Below are 19,666 nucleotides of genomic sequence, written 5' to 3'. Positions count from 1 at the left end.
ATGAAAGCAGCAACGGCAAAGATAAGCTCTCTTGCCCTTAAACATAATATTCAGAAGATAAAATCATTAGCACCAAATAGTAAAATTATTGCTGTCGTTAAAGCAAATGCATATGGACATGGCGTGGAATTTGTTTCACAAACTGTACAAGATAATGTGGATTGTTTTGGCGTGGCTCGTTTAGGTGAAGCACTTCGTTTACGTTCTAATGGAATTACAAAGCCTATCTTATTATTAGAGGGCTTTTTTTCTGCCAGTGATTTACCGATTTTAGCTGTCAATAATATAGAAACAGTCGTGCATTGTGCAGAACAGTTAGAAGATCTATTACAAGCTAAATTACCGAATCCAATTAATGTTTGGATCAAAATTGACACAGGTATGCACCGTTTAGGCGTGCAATTAGAAGAAGTTGATCACTATTATCAAATGCTATCTCAATCGAGTAATATTAATCGGATTCGCTTTATTAGCCATTTTAGTCGTGCGGATGAATTAACTTGTGGCTATACGGAAAAGCAGCTCGATCGTTTCTTAACCGCTTGCCAAGATAAAGAAGGGGAGAGAAGTATCGCTGCTTCAGGGGGAATTCTATTCTGGCCTGAGTCACATTTAGAATGGATTCGACCGGGCATTATTATGTATGGGATATCTGTCAATAATACGCCTAGCAGTGAATATGATTTAACTCCAGTGATGACCTTAACTTCATCATTAATTGCGGTACGAGAACATAAAAAAGGTGAGCCAGTTGGTTATGGCGGACGCTGGGTAAGTGATAAAGATACTAAAATTGGTGTGGTAGCAATTGGCTATGGTGATGGCTATCCGCGAGATGTACCAACGGGAACGCCTGTGTATGTTAATGGGCGATGTGTGCCGATTGTTGGGAAAGTGTCTATGGATATGCTGACTGTCGATTTAGGGATTGATGCTGAAGATAAAGTCGGTGATGAAGTTATTTTATGGGGCAAAGAGCTGCCTATAGAAGAAATAGCAGAAATTATTGGCGTAATCAGTTATGAATTAGTAACTAAACTCACTCCACGAGTTTTAGTGGAATATATTGATTAATTTTAAATATAAAGGGAAAACAGTATGAAAAATATTAATCCAACCTCAACCAAAGCATGGCAAGCATTACTGCAACATCAACAAGCAGTAAAAGATGTGACCATTCAACAACTTTTTGCTAAAGAAGCGAACCGCTTTGATCACTATTCATTAAAATTTAACCAAGATATTTTGGTAGATTTTTCTAAAAACCGTTTAACCACTGAAACATTAGCATTATTGCGTCAATTAGCAGAGGAAACCGCAGTAAGTGAAGCGATTGAAAGTATGTTTAATGGGGAGAAAATTAATCGTACTGAAAATCGAGCTGTATTACATACTGCATTGCGTAACCGTAGCAATAAACCAGTTTATGTTGATGGCAAAGATGTGATGCCAGAAGTTAATGCAGTATTGGCAAAAATGAAAAGATTCTGCGAACGTGTGATTTCAGGAGAGTGGAAAGGATATACAGGTAAAGCAATTACTGATGTGATTAATATTGGTATTGGTGGTTCTGATTTAGGACCTTATATGGTGACAGAAGCATTACTCCCTTATAAAAATCACTTAACAATGCATTTTGTTTCTAATGTAGATGGAACACACATTGCTGAAACTTTAAAGAAAGTTGATCCAGAAACAACATTAGTTTTGGTGGCATCAAAAACCTTTACCACACAAGAAACAATGACCAATGCTCATTCTGCTCGTGAATGGTTCTTAGCCAAAGCAAAAGATGAAGCACATATTGCAAAACATTTTGCTGCCTTATCAACGAATGCTAAAGCGGTCGCTGAGTTTGGTATTGATACTGACAATATGTTTGAATTCTGGGATTGGGTTGGTGGACGTTATTCACTTTGGTCTGCCATTGGGCTTTCTATCGCACTTTCAATTGGTTTTGATAATTTTGAAGCCTTATTAAGTGGCGCTCACGAAATGGATAAACATTTCCGCACTACCCCAGCAGAACAAAATATTCCATTAACATTAGCGTTAGTTGGTCTATGGAACACAAACTTCTTAGGTGCACAAACTGAGGCAATTTTACCTTATGACCAATATATGCACCGTTTTGCGGCGTATTTCCAACAAGGAAATATGGAATCCAACGGAAAATATGTGGATCGTAATGGTAATCCAGTAGATTATCAAACTGGACCAATTATTTGGGGTGAACCAGGTACAAATGGTCAACACGCTTTCTATCAACTGATTCACCAAGGAACAACCTTAATACCATGTGATTTTATTGCACCAGCGAAAACACATAATCCATTAGGTGATCATCATACTAAATTGTTATCAAACTTCTTTGCACAAACTGAAGCATTAGCATTTGGTAAAACTAAGGAAGAAGTGGAAGCTGAATTTGTGAAAGCTGGCAAAGCGTTAGCTGATGTTCAACATATTGTGCCATTTAAAGTATTCACAGGTAATAAACCAACCAACTCTATTTTACTCAGTGAAATCACCCCATTTACATTAGGGGCATTAATTGCGATGTATGAACATAAGATTTTTGTTCAAGGTGTGATCTTTAATATCTTCACTTTTGACCAATGGGGTGTGGAATTAGGTAAACAACTTGCAAATCGTATTTTACCTGAATTGGTTGGCAATGAAGAAGTTTCTTCTCACGATAGCTCAACCAATGGTTTAATCAATCAATACAAAGCATGGCGTTAAAAATCATTTTTTAAATAACCTACTTATTATTAGAAAATAGCGAGGATTTTCCTCGCTATTTCTTTTTGTTTTACAAAAAGAAATAGACGCAATTTAAAAAAAATGTTTAACTAAACTCAATTTTTAAAAATTGAGTTTAATTTTGTTATGAGAGTTTCTAAACCTAAACCATTTGATGAATTAATCCAAAATAATATAGCTAATCAATGGAAGTTAATGGAAAAATTTAAGGCCATTGATGAGCAAGGACGCTATTTACATTGGGATAAATTTAAACGTATTTATCCTGAGAATACAGAAGCAGCATGGTTAGCTACGAAAATTAATCGTTCTGCATTATTAACAGAAATTGATATTGCTGGCATTGTATTTTCTTATGCAGTACCGACTTCATTACAAGCATTACTTCACTTTATTGATAAGATGAGTGGTGGCAATGTTGGCACCACAAATTTTGAAGGTTTGAGTAACGTGGAACAGCAACGTTTTTTATTAAAGTCGTTGATTATGGAGGAAGCAATTACTTCAGCTCAGTTGGAAGGAGCAGCAACGACACGCAAAGTTGCAAAAGAAATGTTGGAAAGTGAGCGTAAGCCAAAAACAAAAGATGAAATGATGATTTTGAATAATTTCTATTTAATGAAAGAGGCAATTAAATTAAAAGATAAACCACTATCATTAGAGATGATCTTAAAATTACATCGTTTAGCTACTAACAATGCGATTGAAAATAATGCAATTTCAGGTGAGTTTAGACAGGATGATCAGATTTGTATTGTGGATTATGATGGTAACCAGCTTCATCAACCACCAGAATATCAGAAGTTACCTACTTTAATGCAGGCTTTTTGTGATTTTGCAAATACTAGTCATAATGGTGAAGATGGTATTTTTATTCATCCTGTAATTAAAGCAATTATTTTGCATTTTTTAGTAGGATACATTCATCCTTTTGGTGATGGAAATGGGAGAACAGCAAGAGCGTTATTCTATTGGTTTATGTTAAAACATGGATATTGGTTATTTGAATACATCTCAATTAGTCGGTTATTAAAAGAAGCTCCTGCTAAATATGCTAAAGCGTATATTTATACGGAAACAGATGATTTAGATATGACTTACTTTTTGTATTACCAAGCTGAAATTATTAAACGGGCTATTTTGGATTTGGAAAAATATATTAGCGATAAACAGAATCAATTTAAGAAGTTTAGTGCTGCTATTGTTTCTTATATGAGCCAGGTTTCCCCTAAATTAAATCATCGTCAAATTCAGATTTTAGAAAGAGCGGTCAAAGAATCAGGAGCAATTTTTACCGCAAAAGAAATTAGTAATCAGTATGGTATTGCAGAAAATACAGCTAGAAGAGATCTTAATCGTTTATATGAGCTGCAATTATTAGGCCAAATACGTAATGGTAATTCTATCTATTATATTGCCCCGAATAATTTATTAGATAGACTAAAATAATAATGGCTTTTGCAAACATATTTTGAGTGCTTTTCTTTATCTAACAACTTAAGGTTAAGAATGGGTATTTTCTCGATGTTTAAATTCTAAATACTCTTCCAACTGTTCTATTGCAGCGAGGCAGCGTTCGCGGCGTTGTTGGTAATGGAGAATCTGTTGTTGATAGCTAGTTTTCTGTTGTAGATCTGAGGTTTGTTGCTGTTTTTGTTCTAAATAGGCAAGTTGATCATTAAATCTAGTTAAAAATTCATAATATTTATGAATACGTTGCTCTGGCGGCAACTGGAATACTGCATACTTATCTGGATTGGAGGTATTAGTGGTATTTGTGTTACTTTTTGTAGTTTGCTTAGCTAATTGCATTTGATTTAATGCATCAACTAATACTCTAAATTGTGCGGTAATTTTTTCTGCAAGATAACTAATGACTTGGATATTATCTAACTCAGCTAAACGATTAATATTTTGTTTAATTTGTTCTAGATAAAAGCGTAATGGCTGAAATGATTCGAGAAAAATAGTTTGATCAAATGCAATCGTAATCAGTTGGCTATCATCATATTGAGTGAAATATTCTAATTGTTTAGTAAGTTGTGCAATATATTGTTGTTGGAGAGATTGCTGCGATGATAGCGTCATTCTAATTCCTTGCAGAATAATAAAAAATGGGCAAGCCAGTTTAGGTTTGCCCATTATAGTGATGTTAAAGTGAGATCAAAAGTATTATAGACATTTGAGTAAATTACATCTTCTCAACTGTTTTAATACCTAATAAATCTAATCCTTGTTTGAGGACACGTGCAGTTAATGCTGCCAATTTCAAGCGACTTTGCTTAATGTTTTCTTCTTGGTTAAGAATAGGGCAGTGTTCATAGAAAGAAGAAAATGCCCCCGCTAAATCATATAGGTAGCCACAAAGAATATGAGGTGTACCATCACGGGCAACAGTTGTTACCGCTTCTTCAAATTTCAATAATGTAAGCGCTAATTGACGCTCTTTCTCATCATTAATTTGAATGTGTCCAGATAAGGTATCAGGGTTAATACCACTATTAGCAAAAATAGAACGAATACGGGTATAAGCATATTGAATATAAGGTGCGGTATTTCCTTCAAACGTTAGCATATTATCCCAATCGAACACATAATCCGTAGTACGATTTTTTGATAAATCTGCATATTTTACTGCACCAATACCAACAACTTCTGCTACTTGTTGTTGTTCTGCACTGGTTAAATGGGTTGATTTTTGGCTGATAAGCGCTTGAGCACGTTCAACCCCTTCATCTAATAGATCGGCTAATTTAACAGTACCACCGGTACGTGTTTTAAATGGCTTATTATCTTTACCTAACATCATGCCAAAATTGAAGTGTTCTAAAGAAACGCTTTCAGGGACATAACCAGCTTTACGCACAATAATCCATACTTGTTGTAAGTGTTGGCTTTGACGCGAGTCAGTAAAGTAGAGAATACGGTTAGCGTGTAAGGTTTCATAACGGTATTTAGCACAAGCAATATCCGTAGTCGCGTAAAGGTAACCACCATCTTTTTTCTGGATAATCACACCAAGTGGATCACTTTCTTTATTTTTAAATTCATTGAGGAAAACTACAACCGCACCATCATCTTTTACCGCTAAACCTTTGGCTTCTAGATCGGCAACAATCCCTGGTAGCATTGGGTTATACAAACTTTCTCCCATCACATCTTTTTCAGTTAGGGTCACATTTAAACGATCGTAATTGCGTTGGTTTTGTTGCATCGTAATATCAACGAGTTTACGCCACATCGTACGGCAATATTCATCACCACCTTGCAATTTCACCACATAGCCACGGGCTTTTTCAGCAAAAGTTTCATCTTCGTCATAATGTTTTTTGGCTTCACGATAAAATGCTTCAAGATCACTTAGCTCCATATCAGAGGCTTGTTCATTTTGCATTTTTTCTAAGTAAGCGATTAACATACCGAATTGAGTTCCCCAGTCACCAACATGGTTGGCACGAATAACTTTGTGACCAATAAACTCTAAAGTACGAACAACTGCATCACCGATAATGGTTGAACGGAGATGCCCTACGTGCATTTCTTTAGCTACATTAGGTGCGGAATAATCGGCAATAATAGTTTGTGGTTGTACTGGTAAAAATAGGAATTTCTCATCAGCTAGCATATTATCACTTTGTGCCGCTAACCAAGCAGGATTTAAGAAGATATTGATAAAACCAGGACCAGCAATTTCTACTTTTTCAATTAAATCGCCGAGCTCAAGTTGATTTACTACTTGTTGAGCAAGATCACGAGGTGGAACACCTAATTTTTTTGCTGCTGCCATAATGCCATTAGCTTGATAGTCGCCAAATTGAACTTTATTTGATGGGCGAACTAAGGCTTCACTTTGTTGATCTGCACCTGCTGCGATCATTGCGTGTTTTATTTTTTCGGATAGAATGGTTTGAATATTCACGAATGTATGCCTTTTAAATTGAACCAATAAATTTAAACCCGTAATGATACTAGGGTTTCAACCATCAGAAAAGTGTTAAAAAGTGAAATAACGTAGTTATGACAAATTTAAAAATATTCCAACAATATCCAACCTTAGCCAATCAACTTATTACAACGGAAACCTTATTTAAACAGCTTATTGAGGTACTAGGAACGGTAGTGCAATCATTAACTATTGATCATATTGCATTGCGTGTTAATACATTAGCGACAGCACAACAGTGGCAGCAGTGTTTAGCGAGTGATGCCACTTTATTAAGTGATAATTTGATTAATGGTAGACCGATTTATTTATATGAATTAAATCAACCATTAACTGTGTTAGGACAACCAGTATCTGTGGTAGAGTTGCCTTTCCCAACAGAGAAACAATATCCGCAAGAAGGGTGGGAACATATCGAAATGGTATTTCCTTTCGTAAAAGATGAATCAGTAGAACAGTGGTTTGAACGTGTAGAACAGCTATTAAAAAATGTGCATGAAAGAATTATTTTGAAAAAAAGCTGTCATAAAACGGATGGAGAAGGTTTACCAAATCCTGCGGTTGCCATAAAATTAGTGGAAAATAATCATTTTGTGACAATAAAGTTACATCCCTATTCAATTAAACAGATAGTGATGTCAGTAAAATAAACTTCATTAAGGAGATAAATATGAAAAAGATCGTATTCGCAGCAAGTCTATTAGCGAGCATGACTTTAGTTGGCTGTTCAAATTCAGATTTATACAGTGGTAGTGTCTATTCTGGTAGTCAAGCAAAAGAAGCAAGGGCTGTAACATATGGTCGTATTGTTTCAGTTCGTCCAGTAACTATCCAAGGTGAAAGTAATTCACAAGGCGCTATTGGTACTATTGGTGGCGGTGTATTAGGTGGTGTCTTAGGTTCAACAATTGGCGGTGGTAGTGGTAAAGCGGTAGCCACAGCGATTGGTGCGGTTGCTGGTGCAGTAGTGGGTAATAAAGTAGAACAAAAAGTGGATCAAACTGCTGGCGTTGAGCTAGTTATTCAAAAAGAAGATGGTCAACGTATTGTAGTTGTACAAAAAGCAGATCCAAGTTTTGTACCAGGTGCCCGTGTTCAACTGGTGGGTAGTGGTAGCTCACTCAACGTTTCTGTACTCTAATCATACTAAGCGAATTACCTGATACAGCGTAATTCGCTTTTTTCTCTATTATTTAAGGCAAACAATAATATGACAATGAAAATTCAACTTTCATCTCAACCAGCGTCTGCTGTATGGGGTGAGAAAGCATTATTATCTTTCCAAAATGATCACGTTGTTATTCATCTGACAGAACAACGTACATTAAATGATGTGCAAAAAGCGGCAAAAAAATTACGTACTCAAGGTATTGATGATGTTGAATTAGTTGGTGATGAATGGGATTTAGAAAATTCTTGGGCGTTTTATCAAGGGTTTTATACTGCGAAACAAAATTTTGCGATTGAATTTACCTCGATTGAAGAAGATGATGAAGCAGAATTATATGAACGAATCCGTTGCAGTGATTTTGTAAGAGAAATTATTAACTTACCTTCTGAAGTGATTACACCAGTAGAATTGGCAAGTAGAGCCGCAACCTTTATCACTGAACAAGCAGAAAATTATGCAGGTCAAGGTACAGTCAGTTACCACATTATCAGCCGTGAACAATTAAAAGAACGTGGTTACGTTGGTATCTGGGAAGTGGGCAAAGGATCATACAATTCTCCAGCGATGTTGCAATTAGATTTTAATCCAACGGGTAATCCAGATGCGCCAGTATTCGCTTGTTTAGTTGGTAAAGGAATTACGTTTGATTCTGGTGGTTATAGCATTAAACCAAGTAATAGTATGGATTCTATGCGCTCAGATATGGGCGGTGCTGCCTTATTAACCGGGGCGCTTGGTTTTGCGATTGCTCGTGGCTTGAAAAAACGTGTGAAACTTTACTTATGTTGTGCAGAAAACTTAGTGAGCAGTAAAGCCTTTAAACTGGGTGATATTATCAAATATCGTAATGGCGTAAGTGTTGAAGTGTTAAATACTGATGCAGAAGGACGTTTAGTATTAGCTGATGGATTAATTGATGCCTCAGCACAAAATGCGGAGATGATTATTGATTGTGCGACTTTGACTGGCGCAGCAAAAGTGGCTGTGGGTAATGACTACCATTCAGTATTATCAATGGATGATAAACTGGTTGCCGCATTATTTGCCGCAGCTAAGGAGGAAAACGAACCATTCTGGCGTTTACCATTAGCAGAGTTTCATCGTGAACAAATTAGTTCATCATTTGCTGATATTGCAAATACAGCAAGTGTCAATACACCAGCAGGAGCAAGTACCGCAGCTGCATTTTTATCTTATTTTGTGCAAAATTATCAACAAAATTGGCTGCATATTGACTGTTCTGCAACCTTCCGTAAAGCAGGTTCTCCACATTGGGCAGTAGGTGCAACTGGTATTGGTATGAAAACCTTAGCTAACTTATTACTTTCCGTAAAATAATGAGGATGAAAAATGGCATTAGAACGTACTTTATCAATTATTAAACCAGATGTTGTTGAACGAAATATGATCGGTACGATTATTGCTCGTTTAGAACAAGCAAAATTTCGGATTGTGGCAATGAAAATGGTACAGCTAACTTATGAACAAGCAGCAGGGTTTTATGCCGAACATCAGGGTAAACCATTTTTTGAAAAGTTAGTTAATTTTATGACATCAATACCGATTGTGGTATTGGTGCTAGAAAAAGAGAATGCCATTTTAGACTACCGTGCATTAATGGGGAAAACGAATCCACAAGAAGCATATATTGGTACGTTGCGTCATGATTTTGCGTTGGATGGAAGTAAAAATAGCGTTCATGGTTCAGATTCACTGACTTCTGCACAACGAGAAATCGCCTATTTCTTTGCGGATAGTGAAGTGTTTTAGGTAAAAAGAATATTGTCCAAACTCCACCTTATGCCTATCATTATTGACATAAGGTGGATTTTTTATCTAAAAATTAACTTTCAGGTTTAAATAATCCGGAAGAACCTTCAGAATAGTCTTTCGGTTGTTCTTCTTTAGCTCGTAATTGAGGTGTTGGATTTTCTTGGGTTAAAGCAAACATCTCTTTGTGATTATCAGGCAATAATGCAGTCGAAGTTTTGGCAAAATGCTGGTATAACTTTTGATAATCTTGCGCAAGGTTTTTCATTAAATCAGATGCTTCGGTGAAATGCTGCTCTAACTGTTCTTTTTGTTCAGCAATCGTTTTATTGGCTTGTTTTAACTCTTGTTGTACTTGTTTTTGTGCTTTCACGCTACCATTAGTAAAACGAGCAACAAGATAACCAATAAAGAATCCTATAATCAAACCGATCAATAGAATTTGCCACATTTCTTCACTCCAATTTTGCATATAAAACTCCTTAACAGACTAGATGAGAACATTAAATTAATCATAATCACTTCTGACAATCTTGTCTTGTAGCAAACTTAATTTCTTTGTTGTAGCTCACAGAAAAAATTTAAAATATTGCTAGTAAGATATTTTGAGAAAAGACTATATAAACGCAAACGATTGCTTTATACTTATGCCCGCAAATTTTCCCATCTATTTTTTAATCAATAAAGGAATAAAATAATGCAGGAACAACGTCCTATCCAACGTGCTTTAATTAGCGTTTCCGATAAAACTGGTATTGTCGAGTTTGCACAAGGTTTAATGCAACGTGGAGTCCAAATTCTTTCCACCGGTGGTACAGCCAAATTATTACTAGAAAATGGGTTAGCTGTGACGGAAGTGTCTGATTATACGCAGTTTCCAGAAATGATGGATGGTCGAGTAAAAACATTACATCCAAAAGTACATGGCGGGATTTTAGGGCGTCGTGGTATTGATGATGAAGTGATGACACAACATCAAATTGCCCCAATTGATATGGTGGTGGTAAATCTGTATCCATTTGCACAAACTGTGGCGAAGCCAGATTGTACATTAGAAGATGCAGTAGAAAATATTGATATTGGCGGTCCAACAATGGTGCGATCTGCCGCAAAAAATCATAAAGATGTAGCAATTGTGGTGAATAATGCTGATTTTAATACGATTTTGGCAGAGATGGATCAAAATGAAAATTCGTTAACTTTTGCAACACGTTTTGATTTGGCGATAAAAGCATTTGAACATACAGCACAATATGATGCGATGATTGCTAACTATTTTGGTCGCCTAGTTAAACCATATCAAGGTGCAGAGGAAGAAGAATTAGCAAACCCATGTGGTCAATTCCCACGTACATTAAATCTTAATTTTATTCGTAAGCAAACGATGCGTTATGGTGAAAACTCACACCAAAATGCTGCTTTTTATGTGGAAAAAGAGTTGAAAGAAGCGAGTGTTTCGACTGCAACTCAATTACAAGGAAAAGCCCTTTCTTATAACAATATTGCGGATACTGATGCAGCATTAGAATGTGTGAAAGAGTTTACCCAACCAGCTTGTGTGATTGTGAAACATGCTAATCCTTGTGGCGTGGCTTTGGGCAAAGATTTATTAGAAGCCTATAATCATGCGTATCAGACCGATCCAACTTCTGCTTTTGGTGGCATTATTGCATTTAATCGTGAGTTAGATGCGGAAACTGCGAAAGCGATTATTGATCGTCAATTTGTAGAAGTTATTATTGCGCCGATTGTTTCTACTACAGCGAAAGAAGTACTTAAAGCGAAGAAAAATGTTCGTGTTTTAGAATGTGGAGAATGGCAACAACGTCAGCCACGTTTAGATTTTAAACGTGTAAACGGTGGTTTATTAGTGCAAGAAGCTGATCTTGGTATGGTTGAGTTAGCTGATTTGAAAGTGGTAAGTAAACGTCAGCCAACACAACAAGAGTTGCAAGATCTTTTATTCTGCTGGAAAGTGGCTAAGTATGTAAAATCTAATGCAGTTGTTTATGCAAAAAATAATCAAACAATTGGGATTGGAGCAGGACAAATGAGCCGTGTTTATTCTGCAAAAATAGCTGGCATTAAAGCAGAAGATGAGGGCTTAGAAGTTAAAGGTACTGTAATGGCGTCCGATGCGTTCTTCCCATTCCGTGATGGGATTGATGCTGCTGCTAAAGTCGGCGTAACTTGTGTGATTCATCCAGGTGGTTCAATTCGTGATCAAGAAGTAATTGACGCAGCTGATGAACATAATATGGTGATGGTTTTAACTGGTATGCGTCATTTCCGCCATTAATATTAATATGAGAAAATAGTTATGAAAAAATGGGCTGTATATAGTTTACCTATATTTTTCAGTTTGCATGCCGTTGCAGAACAACAAATAACATTGCAAAGTATCGTAGAACTATTTTACAAAGAGGCAATGTTTGTTAGTCAGCCAACCACGCCACGCCCAATTATTGGTGAGCAAATTGACTTTTCTCCTCCTAAGAATAAAGCATTAGCAATGCGGTATTTATATGGGGATCCTCAATATTCTTATGTGGCAGAATATATTGAAGATAAAGATAAGATTGAAAGTTGGAAAGGGTATTATTTTGCTCAGATGAGAATGAAATCTCCCCTTGTATTATTAGTTCAATCTACTTTAGATGGTATCCATAAGGCTTGTGATAATTTACTAGTAGATTCATTCACCATATCAATGGATAAGGATCAGAAAAGTCAAAATTTGCAGCCGAATTATAATAATTCTACTTATTTCTATTTTTGTAATAAACCATTACCTCATGCTCCTTATGGTGAGGGTGGGTATGTCGTTTTTACTGAAGGAAAAGAGTTTCATTTTAAATATTGGGTTGCATGGAGGCCAGAAAAAGCTTATTCCAAACCAGGGGAAATTATTTTTAAATTACAGGATATGATGCCTAAGGATATAAAAATTTGTAATCCAGAGAAAGGGATAGCTTGTAAATATCAATATAGAGTTAAATAAAGGGGTGATGAGTGAAAATTTTGATTATCGGTAATGGTGGACGTGAACACGCTTTAACATGGAAAGTAGCACAATCTCCGTTAGCAGAAAAAGTGTATGTTGCACCTGGTAATGTAGGCACTTCTCAAGAACCTAAAGTCGAAAATGTTGCGATTAGCGCAACAGATATTCCTGCATTGGTTGATTTTGCGAAACAACAACAAATTGATTTAACGATAGTCGGACCTGAAGCACCATTAGTGATTGGAGTTGTGGATGCATTTCGTCAGGCAGGATTGAAAATTTTTGGACCAACCAAAGCAGCAGCACAATTAGAAGGTTCAAAGGCATTCACTAAAGATTTTTTAGCTCGCCACAATATTCCAACAGCAGAATATCAAACCTTTACCCAAGTTGAGCCTGCATTAGCGTATTTGCAGAAAAAAGGTGCTCCGATCGTCATTAAAGCAGACGGTTTAGCAGCGGGAAAAGGGGTGATTGTTGCAATGACCTTGGCGGAAGCTGAAGCCGCAGTAAAAGATATGTTATCTGGTAATGCGTTTGGTGAAGCGGGTAGTCGCGTGGTGATCGAAGAGTTTTTAGATGGTGAAGAAGCCAGTTTTATCGTGATGGTGGACGGTAAAAACGTTGAACCAATGGCAACGAGCCAAGATCATAAGCGAGTTGGTGAGGGGGATACTGGGCTAAATACAGGTGGAATGGGAGCATATTCACCTGCACCAGTAGTGACGCCAGAAATCCATCAGCGTATTATGCAAGAAGTGATTTACCCAACGGTGAATGGAATGGCAGCAGAAAACAATATTTATACGGGTTTCTTGTATGCCGGATTAATGATTATGCCAAATGGACAACCGAAAGTAATTGAATTTAATTGTCGCTTTGGTGATCCTGAAACACAACCGATTATGTTACGTTTGCAGTCTGATTTAGTCGAACTTTGCCTAGCTGCGTGTGATGGCAAATTAGATCAAGTGCAATCACAATGGTGTGAACAAGTGGCTTTAGGTATTGTGCTTGCAGCAGAAGGCTATCCAGATACACCACGTAAAGGCAATATCATTGAAGGATTAGAGAAAGCGGCGAAACTGGAAGGTAAAGTTTTCTTTGCGGGTGTTGATCAACAAGGCGATCACATTGTAACGAATGGTGGGCGTGTTCTTTGCGTTACGGCATTAGGTGACAGTGTGAAAGCAGCACAACAAAAAGCATTGCAATTAGCAGAAACTATTACTTGGCAAGGGCGTTTCTACCGCCGTGATATTGGCTATCGTGCAATTGCTCGAGAAAAATTAGCCAATTAGGGAAATAAATATGTACTGTGATAAGAACTTGTGCCGAGTACGCACTGTTACAGCATTCCTTTCTTTAACTAAAGATAAATCTCAGTGGTTATCTACTTTACAATTAGCGAAATTAGAATTTGATCGACTGATTCCTAGTATTATGAATCAGGGCTATCAAATACAGTCAATTCGTATTGTAACTAATCCTTTTGCTGAATTTTTGGATCTTACTGATATTAATACAGCTAAGGCTGATCTTGCTTATCTTAAAAAATTATTGAATCAATTAAATGACAGCGGATTACGTATTCGTTTTGCAATTGGTGAGGCAAGGTCATCAGAGGAACTTACTTTATTGCCAGAATTAATTGCTGATTTTGGTGATTTATGTAATGCATGTGTGAATATCAAGCAGGATAAGAATGGCTTCTTAGATAATGAACTTATTTTATCTGCTGCAAATACAGTGAAAAAAATTGCTGAGATAACGCCAAGAGGAGAAGGAAATTTTAATTTCACTGTAAATTTTAATTGCCAACCACTTATTCCTTATTTTCCAGCAGGATACCATCAAAGCCATCAACCTAACAGTATTGTGATTGGACTAGAAACGCCAGATTTATTAGCAGATGTATTATCATCAATGAATAAAGAAAAACACCAAGATTTTTATCAAAGTGCTTATATAGCTATGTCACAAGCATTGCAATATCATATTGATAAAATACAACAAAGTGTGAAGAATTGTCTGTCTAATCAGTTTCAGTTTGCGGGAGTGGATACTTCGGCAGCACCATCAAAAAATTGCACATCAATGGCTACTATCTATGAGTTATTGGGTGTCCCTTATTTTGGTGCAGCGGGTACAATTGAAGCTTCAGCTTTATTAACAAAAGTATTTAAATCAATACAAGGTGTTAGTGTCGTTGGTTTCTCAGGTCTAATGTTAGCAGTAACAGAAGATTTAGGGCTAGCACAAGGTACGCAGCAATCACAATTTGATATTAGAGCATTATTAACCTATAGTGCAGTTTGTGGTATTGGCTTAGATACAGTACCTATTGCGGGACATACTACCACAGAACAAATCGCAGCCTTAATGCGAGATACAGGTACAATGGCGTTTCGTCTAAATAAACCATTAACTGTTCGTTTATTCCCTATTCCTGATGGATGGGCAGGAGAATTAACTCAATTTGAGAGTGATGACTTATGTAATTGTGCTATCTTGGCTGTGCCATAGTGAGTATATGAATAACTTTCATTATAAGTATGAAAAAATAGAGATAAGATTTTAATGACTACTTTATAGAGAAATCGTTACACTTTATTAACCATTCGATCATTGTTTTATTTCAATTAAAGAGGAAATCCTGATGTTAAAAAGAAGTATGAATATTGCCGATTATGATCCAATTTTATGGCAAGCAATCCAAGATGAAGATCGTCGTCAAGAAGAACATATTGAATTAATTGCTTCTGAAAACTATGCCAGCCCACGTGTAATGCAAGCACAGGGATCACAATTAACCAATAAATATGCGGAAGGTTATCCGGGTAAACGTTATTACGGTGGTTGTGAATATGTAGATATTATTGAGCAACTCGCGATTGATCGTGCGAAGGCGTTGTTTGGTGCGGATTATGCGAATGTGCAACCACATTCAGGCTCACAAGCCAATGCCGCTGTGTATATGGCGTTATTGGAACCAGGTGATACGATTTTAGGTATGAGCTTGGCTCACGGTGGTCACTTAACCCACGGTGCATCAGTAAGTTTCTCTGGAAAAATTTATCATGCAGAACAATATGGTATTACTGATGAAGGTTTAATTGATTATGATGCGTTGCGTCAGCAAGCATTAGCTGTTAAACCGAAAATGATCGTTGGTGGTTTCTCAGCGTATTCTCAAGTTGTTGATTGGAAGAAAATGCGTGAAATTGCGGATGAAGTTGGTGCCTATTTATTTGTGGATATGGCTCATGTCGCAGGTTTAATTGCGGCTGGCGTTTATCCAAACCCATTAGAATATGCACATATTGTAACAACAACAACCCATAAAACCTTGGCTGGTCCTCGTGGCGGTCTAATTTTAGCGAAAGGTGGTTCAGAAGAGCTGTATAAAAAATTAAATAGTGCAGTGTTCCCTGCGGGACAAGGTGGACCATTAATGCACGTAATCGCAGCAAAAGCGGTATGTTTTAAAGAAGCTATGGAACCAGAGTTTAAAGCATATCAACAACAAGTTGTGAAAAATGCTCAGGCGATGGTAGAAGTATTTAAACAACGTGGATATGACATTGTATCTAATGGTACAGAAAACCACTTATTCCTGGTTAATTTAGTTAGCAAAGGCTTAACTGGTAAAGCAGCGGATGCGGCATTAGGTCGTGCTAATATCACAGTGAATAAAAATGCAGTACCAAATGATCCGAAAAGTCCTTTCGTTACCTCTGGTATTCGTGTTGGTACACCATCAATCACTCGCCGTGGCTTTAAAGAAAACGAAGCACGTGAGCTTGCAGGTTGGATGTGTGATGTATTAGATGATATTGAAAACGAAGCAGTTATTGAAGCAACAAAACAAAAAGTGCTAGAGATCTGCCGTCGTTTACCAGTATATGCGTAATCTGCGTAATTATTGAGCTAAAGCCCTTTCTGACTAGAAAGGGTTTTTTTGTAAAAAATTTTTACCAAATTATTTCTAATTATGGTCTTTCCCTTTGTTCTAAAATGAATTTTTATGCAGTATTTTTGTTCTTAATTTGTTAAACTTTATTGGTTTTTGTTGATGGTTAAATATTATTTAGTTGAATAGGTATGCAAAAAACATTAATATGTTTGCATTATCGTCAGTATTCAATTCGAGCTAATTTCAATGACTATTAGTATCAAAAATGTGAACTTTTTCTATGGTTCCACACAGGCTTTATTTGACATTAATTTAATTGCAGAACAAGGCGACATTGTGGTGTTATTGGGGCCGAGTGGAGCAGGAAAAAGTACACTAATTCGTACTTTAAACTTACTTGAAGTACCAAAAAGTGGCGAATTAGTGATCGCTAATAACCGTTTCGATCTTTCTACGAATAATGATCCGAAAAAGATTCGTCAATTACGTCAGGATGTAGGAATGGTATTCCAACAATATCATTTATGGCCACATATGACCGTAATCCAGAATTTGATTGAAGCACCGATGAAAGTTTTAGGATTAAATGAAGATGCGGCTAAACAGCAAGCATTAAATTTATTGAAACGCTTACGTCTTGAAGCACACGCCGATCGTTTCCCATTACATTTATCAGGTGGACAACAACAACGTGTTGCGATTGCACGTGCTTTAATGATGAAGCCACAAGTATTGTTATTTGATGAGCCAACAGCAGCACTAGATCCTGAAATTACGGCACAAGTGGTTTCGATTATTCAAGAATTGCAACAAACAGGAATTACGCAATTTATTGTTACCCACGAAGTTAATGTTGCTCGTAAAACAGCGACCAAAGTGGTGTATATGGAACAAGGACGTATTATTGAGGTTGGTGATGCCTCATGCTTTGAAAATCCTCAAACTGAACAATTTAAACAATATCTATCACACTAAAATCCTTACAGGAGAAAACACAATGAAAAAAGTACTATTAGCAAGTTTATTATTTGGTGCTGCAGTGGCAGCGAATGCACAAACTATCACGTTTGCAATGGAACCAACTTATCCGCCTTTTGAAAATACCAATGAAAAAGGTGAAATTATTGGTTTCGATGTGGATGTAGCAAATGCTATCTGTAAGGAAATCAAGGCGGACTGTAAGTTTACTAGTCAATCTTTTGATAGTTTAATTGCGGGGCTTAAATTTAAACGTTTTGATGCAGCGATTTCAGCAATGGATATTACTGAAGAACGTGCAAAACAAGTAAGTTTCTCTGATCCATACTATGACAGTTCTGCAAGCTTTGTGGCTGCAAAAGAAGGCGTGACATTGGAAAATGCAAAAAATGTTGGTGTGCAAAACGGAACAACTTTCCAACAATATGTTGCAGCAAAAGCAAAACAATATAACAGCAAACCATATTCAACTTTACAAAATGCAATTCTAGATCTTAAAAACGGTCGTATTGATATTATTTTCGGAGATACAGCAGTATTAGCAGAATGGATTAAGAGTGATAAAGCTGTTCACTTTGTTGGTGATAAAGTGACAGATAAACAATACTTTGGTAATGGATTAGGTATTGCAGTAAATAAAAAGAATACTGAATTATTACAACAACTTAATAAAGGTCTTGCTGCAATTAAAGCAAATGGCCAATATCAAGCGATCTATGATAAATGGATGTCTGGTAAATAATTAAAATGTTTGCAGATTTTATTAATTTAATGTTTTCCGCTACCCTAGTGACGCTAGGGTTAGCGGTTTCTTCATTGATTCTCGGTTTGATTTTATCAATCGTTTTTGTGGTCTTAGAAACCAACAAAATTCGTTGTATCCGTCAAACGACATCAATAATCGTAACGCTATTGCGTGGTTTACCTGAGATTTTAGTGGTCTTGCTAATTTTCTTTGGTTCTACTCAAGTGCTTTTTCTGTTGACGGATGAATATATTGAATTCAGTGCATTTTGGTGTGGCACAGTAGCGTTAGCGATTATTTTTGCCGCCTATGCCTCACAGTCATTGCGGGGGGCAATTCAAGCTATTCCATTGGGACAATGGGAATCAGGTGCTGCACTTGGGTTAAGTCGTCCACAAACATTTGTGCGTATTGTGATGCCGCAAGTGTGGCGTCATGCTTTACCGGGATTAAGCAATCAATGGTTGGTGTTATTAAAAGATACTGCATTAGTGTCATTAATCGGTGTTGATGATTTAATGCGTCAAGCTGAGTTAGTGAATGCAAGTACTCATCAGCCATTCACTTGGTATGGGATTGCTGCATTGTTGTATTTGGTGATTACACTGGTTAGTCAAGTGGGTATTCGTAAACTCGATCTCTACTTTACTCGCTTTGAAAGGGAGAAAAGATAATGACTTACGACTATTTTTTGACGATTGCGCAAGGTATTCCAACGAGCTTATTACTGACAGTGGTTTCGTTAGTAATTGCATTTTTATTAGCTTTAATCCTGACATTTTTATTAGCATTAAATAATAAAGTCATCAGTAAAATTGTTAATTTATATATTACGCTCTTTACTGGTACACCATTATTAGTTCAATTATTTTTAATTTATAGTGGACCGGGTCAATTTGAATGGATTGTAAATAGTCCATTGTGGAGCTTATTATCGAATGCTTGGTTCTGCGCTATGTTAGCATTAGCGTTGAATAGTGCTGCTTACTCAACGCAATTATTCTATGGTGCAGTTAAAGCAATCTCAAAAGGACAATGGGAAAGCTGTATGTCTTTGGGATTATCAAGAGCACAAACATTAAAAATTTTAATTCCGTATGCGCTAAAACGTGCATTACCGTCTTATACCAATGAAATCATTTTAGTTTTTAAAGGCACATCTTTAGCATCAACGATTACAATAATGGATATTATGGGATACGCAAGACAGCTCTATGGTACAGAGTATAATGCGTTACTGATTTATGGTCTTGCAGGCGCACTTTACCTAGTGATTACTGGTGTTGCTACCTATTTATTACGTAAATTAGAAAAACGTGTGTTAGTCTTTGAATGTCTTGAGGTTTCTCAATAAATCTAAAATCAAATCGGGG

19 protein-coding genes are annotated in these 19,666 nt (G+C 36.6%); 16 read left to right on the top strand and 3 right to left on the bottom strand.

Going from position 1 to position 19,666, the window contains the following annotated elements:
• The 3 genes from alr (at position 1) to QV06_RS08535 (ending at position 4,215) form a co-directional block, all read left to right on the top strand.
• Positions 1-1,074, top strand: a complete 1,074-nt coding sequence (gene alr, locus QV06_RS08545; protein ID WP_065237781.1) for an alanine racemase — start codon at positions 1-3, stop codon at positions 1,072-1,074.
• A 24-nt stretch (positions 1,075-1,098) separates the two neighbouring features.
• Positions 1,099-2,745, top strand: coding sequence for a glucose-6-phosphate isomerase (gene pgi / locus QV06_RS08540; RefSeq protein ID WP_065237780.1), 1,647 nt, complete (start codon positions 1,099-1,101; stop codon positions 2,743-2,745).
• A gap of 147 nt (positions 2,746-2,892) precedes the next feature.
• Complete coding sequence (locus QV06_RS08535) at positions 2,893-4,215, top strand: Fic family protein (protein ID WP_065237779.1); 1,323 nt, start codon at positions 2,893-2,895, stop codon at positions 4,213-4,215.
• Between the two features lie 54 nt (positions 4,216-4,269).
• Here the strand turns inward: QV06_RS08535 and priC are convergent, their stop codons facing one another.
• The gene (gene priC, locus QV06_RS08530) at positions 4,270-4,854 is read right to left on the bottom strand and encodes a primosomal replication protein PriC (protein WP_065237778.1); all 585 of its coding nucleotides are present in this window, start codon (positions 4,852-4,854) and stop codon (positions 4,270-4,272) included.
• 103 nt (positions 4,855-4,957) lie between these two features.
• The gene (argS, locus tag QV06_RS08525; protein WP_065237777.1) at positions 4,958-6,685 is read right to left on the bottom strand and encodes an arginine--tRNA ligase; all 1,728 of its coding nucleotides are present in this window, start codon (positions 6,683-6,685) and stop codon (positions 4,958-4,960) included.
• Between the two features lie 98 nt (positions 6,686-6,783).
• On the opposite strand from argS, the gene QV06_RS08520 reads away from it, so the two are divergent.
• The 4 genes from QV06_RS08520 to ndk all read left to right on the top strand — a co-directional run bounded on the left by QV06_RS08520 (position 6,784) and on the right by ndk (position 9,650).
• Positions 6,784-7,359 (top strand): VOC family protein, encoded by a 576-nt coding sequence (locus QV06_RS08520; RefSeq protein WP_065237776.1) that lies wholly within the window; start codon positions 6,784-6,786, stop codon positions 7,357-7,359.
• Between the two features lie 20 nt (positions 7,360-7,379).
• The gene (locus QV06_RS08515; RefSeq protein WP_065237775.1) at positions 7,380-7,850 is read left to right on the top strand and encodes a glycine zipper 2TM domain-containing protein; all 471 of its coding nucleotides are present in this window, start codon (positions 7,380-7,382) and stop codon (positions 7,848-7,850) included.
• A gap of 69 nt (positions 7,851-7,919) precedes the next feature.
• Positions 7,920-9,218, top strand: coding sequence for an aminopeptidase PepB (gene pepB / locus QV06_RS08510; RefSeq protein ID WP_065237774.1), 1,299 nt, complete (start codon positions 7,920-7,922; stop codon positions 9,216-9,218).
• A 12-nt stretch (positions 9,219-9,230) separates the two neighbouring features.
• Entirely contained in the window at positions 9,231-9,650 is a 420-nt protein-coding gene (gene ndk, locus QV06_RS08505; protein ID WP_065237773.1) for a nucleoside-diphosphate kinase, read from the top strand.
• A gap of 73 nt (positions 9,651-9,723) precedes the next feature.
• Here the strand turns inward: ndk and QV06_RS08500 are convergent, their stop codons facing one another.
• Positions 9,724-10,122, bottom strand: a complete 399-nt coding sequence (locus QV06_RS08500) for a YhcB family protein (RefSeq protein WP_065237772.1) — start codon at positions 10,120-10,122, stop codon at positions 9,724-9,726.
• 225 nt (positions 10,123-10,347) lie between these two features.
• Here QV06_RS08500 and purH point away from each other — a divergent pair, with 225 nt between their 5' ends.
• From purH to artM, 9 genes are all read left to right on the top strand, one after another.
• Positions 10,348-11,949, top strand: a complete 1,602-nt coding sequence (purH, locus tag QV06_RS08495) for a bifunctional phosphoribosylaminoimidazolecarboxamide formyltransferase/IMP cyclohydrolase (protein ID WP_065237771.1) — start codon at positions 10,348-10,350, stop codon at positions 11,947-11,949.
• A 21-nt stretch (positions 11,950-11,970) separates the two neighbouring features.
• Positions 11,971-12,651: a hypothetical protein gene (locus QV06_RS08490; protein WP_065237770.1), complete on the top strand. Its 681-nt coding sequence runs from the start codon at positions 11,971-11,973 to the stop codon at positions 12,649-12,651.
• Between the two features lie 11 nt (positions 12,652-12,662).
• Positions 12,663-13,955: a phosphoribosylamine--glycine ligase gene (gene purD / locus QV06_RS08485; protein ID WP_065237769.1), complete on the top strand. Its 1,293-nt coding sequence runs from the start codon at positions 12,663-12,665 to the stop codon at positions 13,953-13,955.
• A gap of 10 nt (positions 13,956-13,965) precedes the next feature.
• Positions 13,966-15,180 carry a DUF711 family protein gene (locus tag QV06_RS08480; RefSeq protein WP_065237768.1) on the top strand — a complete coding sequence of 405 codons (1,215 nt, stop codon included), beginning with the start codon at positions 13,966-13,968 and terminating at the stop codon, positions 15,178-15,180.
• Between the two features lie 133 nt (positions 15,181-15,313).
• On the top strand, positions 15,314-16,567 hold the full coding sequence (gene glyA / locus QV06_RS08475) for a serine hydroxymethyltransferase (protein WP_065237767.1): 1,254 nt from the start codon (positions 15,314-15,316) through the stop codon (positions 16,565-16,567).
• 249 nt (positions 16,568-16,816) lie between these two features.
• Positions 16,817-17,545, top strand: coding sequence for an arginine ABC transporter ATP-binding protein ArtP (gene artP / locus QV06_RS08470; protein WP_065237766.1), 729 nt, complete (start codon positions 16,817-16,819; stop codon positions 17,543-17,545).
• A gap of 22 nt (positions 17,546-17,567) precedes the next feature.
• Entirely contained in the window at positions 17,568-18,290 is a 723-nt protein-coding gene (locus QV06_RS08465; protein WP_065235207.1) for an arginine ABC transporter substrate-binding protein, read from the top strand.
• 5 nt (positions 18,291-18,295) lie between these two features.
• Positions 18,296-18,967, top strand: coding sequence for an arginine ABC transporter permease ArtQ (artQ, locus tag QV06_RS08460; RefSeq protein WP_065237765.1), 672 nt, complete (start codon positions 18,296-18,298; stop codon positions 18,965-18,967).
• Positions 18,967-19,647 carry an arginine ABC transporter permease ArtM gene (artM, locus tag QV06_RS08455; protein ID WP_065237764.1) on the top strand — a complete coding sequence of 227 codons (681 nt, stop codon included), beginning with the start codon at positions 18,967-18,969 and terminating at the stop codon, positions 19,645-19,647. The genes artQ and artM overlap by 1 nt, the downstream gene beginning before the upstream one ends.
• The last annotated feature ends 19 nt before the right edge of the window (positions 19,648-19,666 follow it).

The organism is Gallibacterium genomosp. 3, from assembly GCF_001678475.1.
Lineage (GTDB): Bacteria > Pseudomonadota > Gammaproteobacteria > Enterobacterales > Pasteurellaceae > Gallibacterium > Gallibacterium faecale.
The sequence above is the reverse complement of the archived record's forward strand: the minus strand, read 5'-3'. Positions and strand labels throughout refer to the sequence as shown.

Bases quoted from the DNA above. Each gene is read 5' to 3' on its own strand.
- QV06_RS08520 (WP_065237776.1), top strand. From the start codon at position 6,784: ATGACAAATTTAAAAATATTCCAACAATATCCAACCTTAGCCAATCAA.
- QV06_RS08535 (WP_065237779.1), top strand. From the start codon at position 2,893: ATGAGAGTTTCTAAACCTAAACCATTTGATGAATTAATCCAAAATAAT.
- QV06_RS08500 (WP_065237772.1), bottom strand. From the start codon at position 10,122: ATGCAAAATTGGAGTGAAGAAATGTGGCAAATTCTATTGATCGGTTTG.
- QV06_RS08480 (WP_065237768.1), top strand. From the start codon at position 13,966: ATGTACTGTGATAAGAACTTGTGCCGAGTACGCACTGTTACAGCATTC.
- pgi (WP_065237780.1), top strand. From the start codon at position 1,099: ATGAAAAATATTAATCCAACCTCAACCAAAGCATGGCAAGCATTACTG.
- QV06_RS08465 (WP_065235207.1), top strand. From the start codon at position 17,568: ATGAAAAAAGTACTATTAGCAAGTTTATTATTTGGTGCTGCAGTGGCA.
- priC (WP_065237778.1), bottom strand. From the start codon at position 4,854: ATGACGCTATCATCGCAGCAATCTCTCCAACAACAATATATTGCACAA.
- artQ (WP_065237765.1), top strand. From the start codon at position 18,296: ATGTTTGCAGATTTTATTAATTTAATGTTTTCCGCTACCCTAGTGACG.
- artM (WP_065237764.1), top strand. From the start codon at position 18,967: ATGACTTACGACTATTTTTTGACGATTGCGCAAGGTATTCCAACGAGC.
- alr (WP_065237781.1), top strand. From the start codon at position 1: ATGAAAGCAGCAACGGCAAAGATAAGCTCTCTTGCCCTTAAACATAAT.
- QV06_RS08515 (WP_065237775.1), top strand. From the start codon at position 7,380: ATGAAAAAGATCGTATTCGCAGCAAGTCTATTAGCGAGCATGACTTTA.
- pepB (WP_065237774.1), top strand. From the start codon at position 7,920: ATGACAATGAAAATTCAACTTTCATCTCAACCAGCGTCTGCTGTATGG.
- glyA (WP_065237767.1), top strand. From the start codon at position 15,314: ATGTTAAAAAGAAGTATGAATATTGCCGATTATGATCCAATTTTATGG.
- purH (WP_065237771.1), top strand. From the start codon at position 10,348: ATGCAGGAACAACGTCCTATCCAACGTGCTTTAATTAGCGTTTCCGAT.
- artP (WP_065237766.1), top strand. From the start codon at position 16,817: ATGACTATTAGTATCAAAAATGTGAACTTTTTCTATGGTTCCACACAG.
- QV06_RS08490 (WP_065237770.1), top strand. From the start codon at position 11,971: ATGAAAAAATGGGCTGTATATAGTTTACCTATATTTTTCAGTTTGCAT.
- ndk (WP_065237773.1), top strand. From the start codon at position 9,231: ATGGCATTAGAACGTACTTTATCAATTATTAAACCAGATGTTGTTGAA.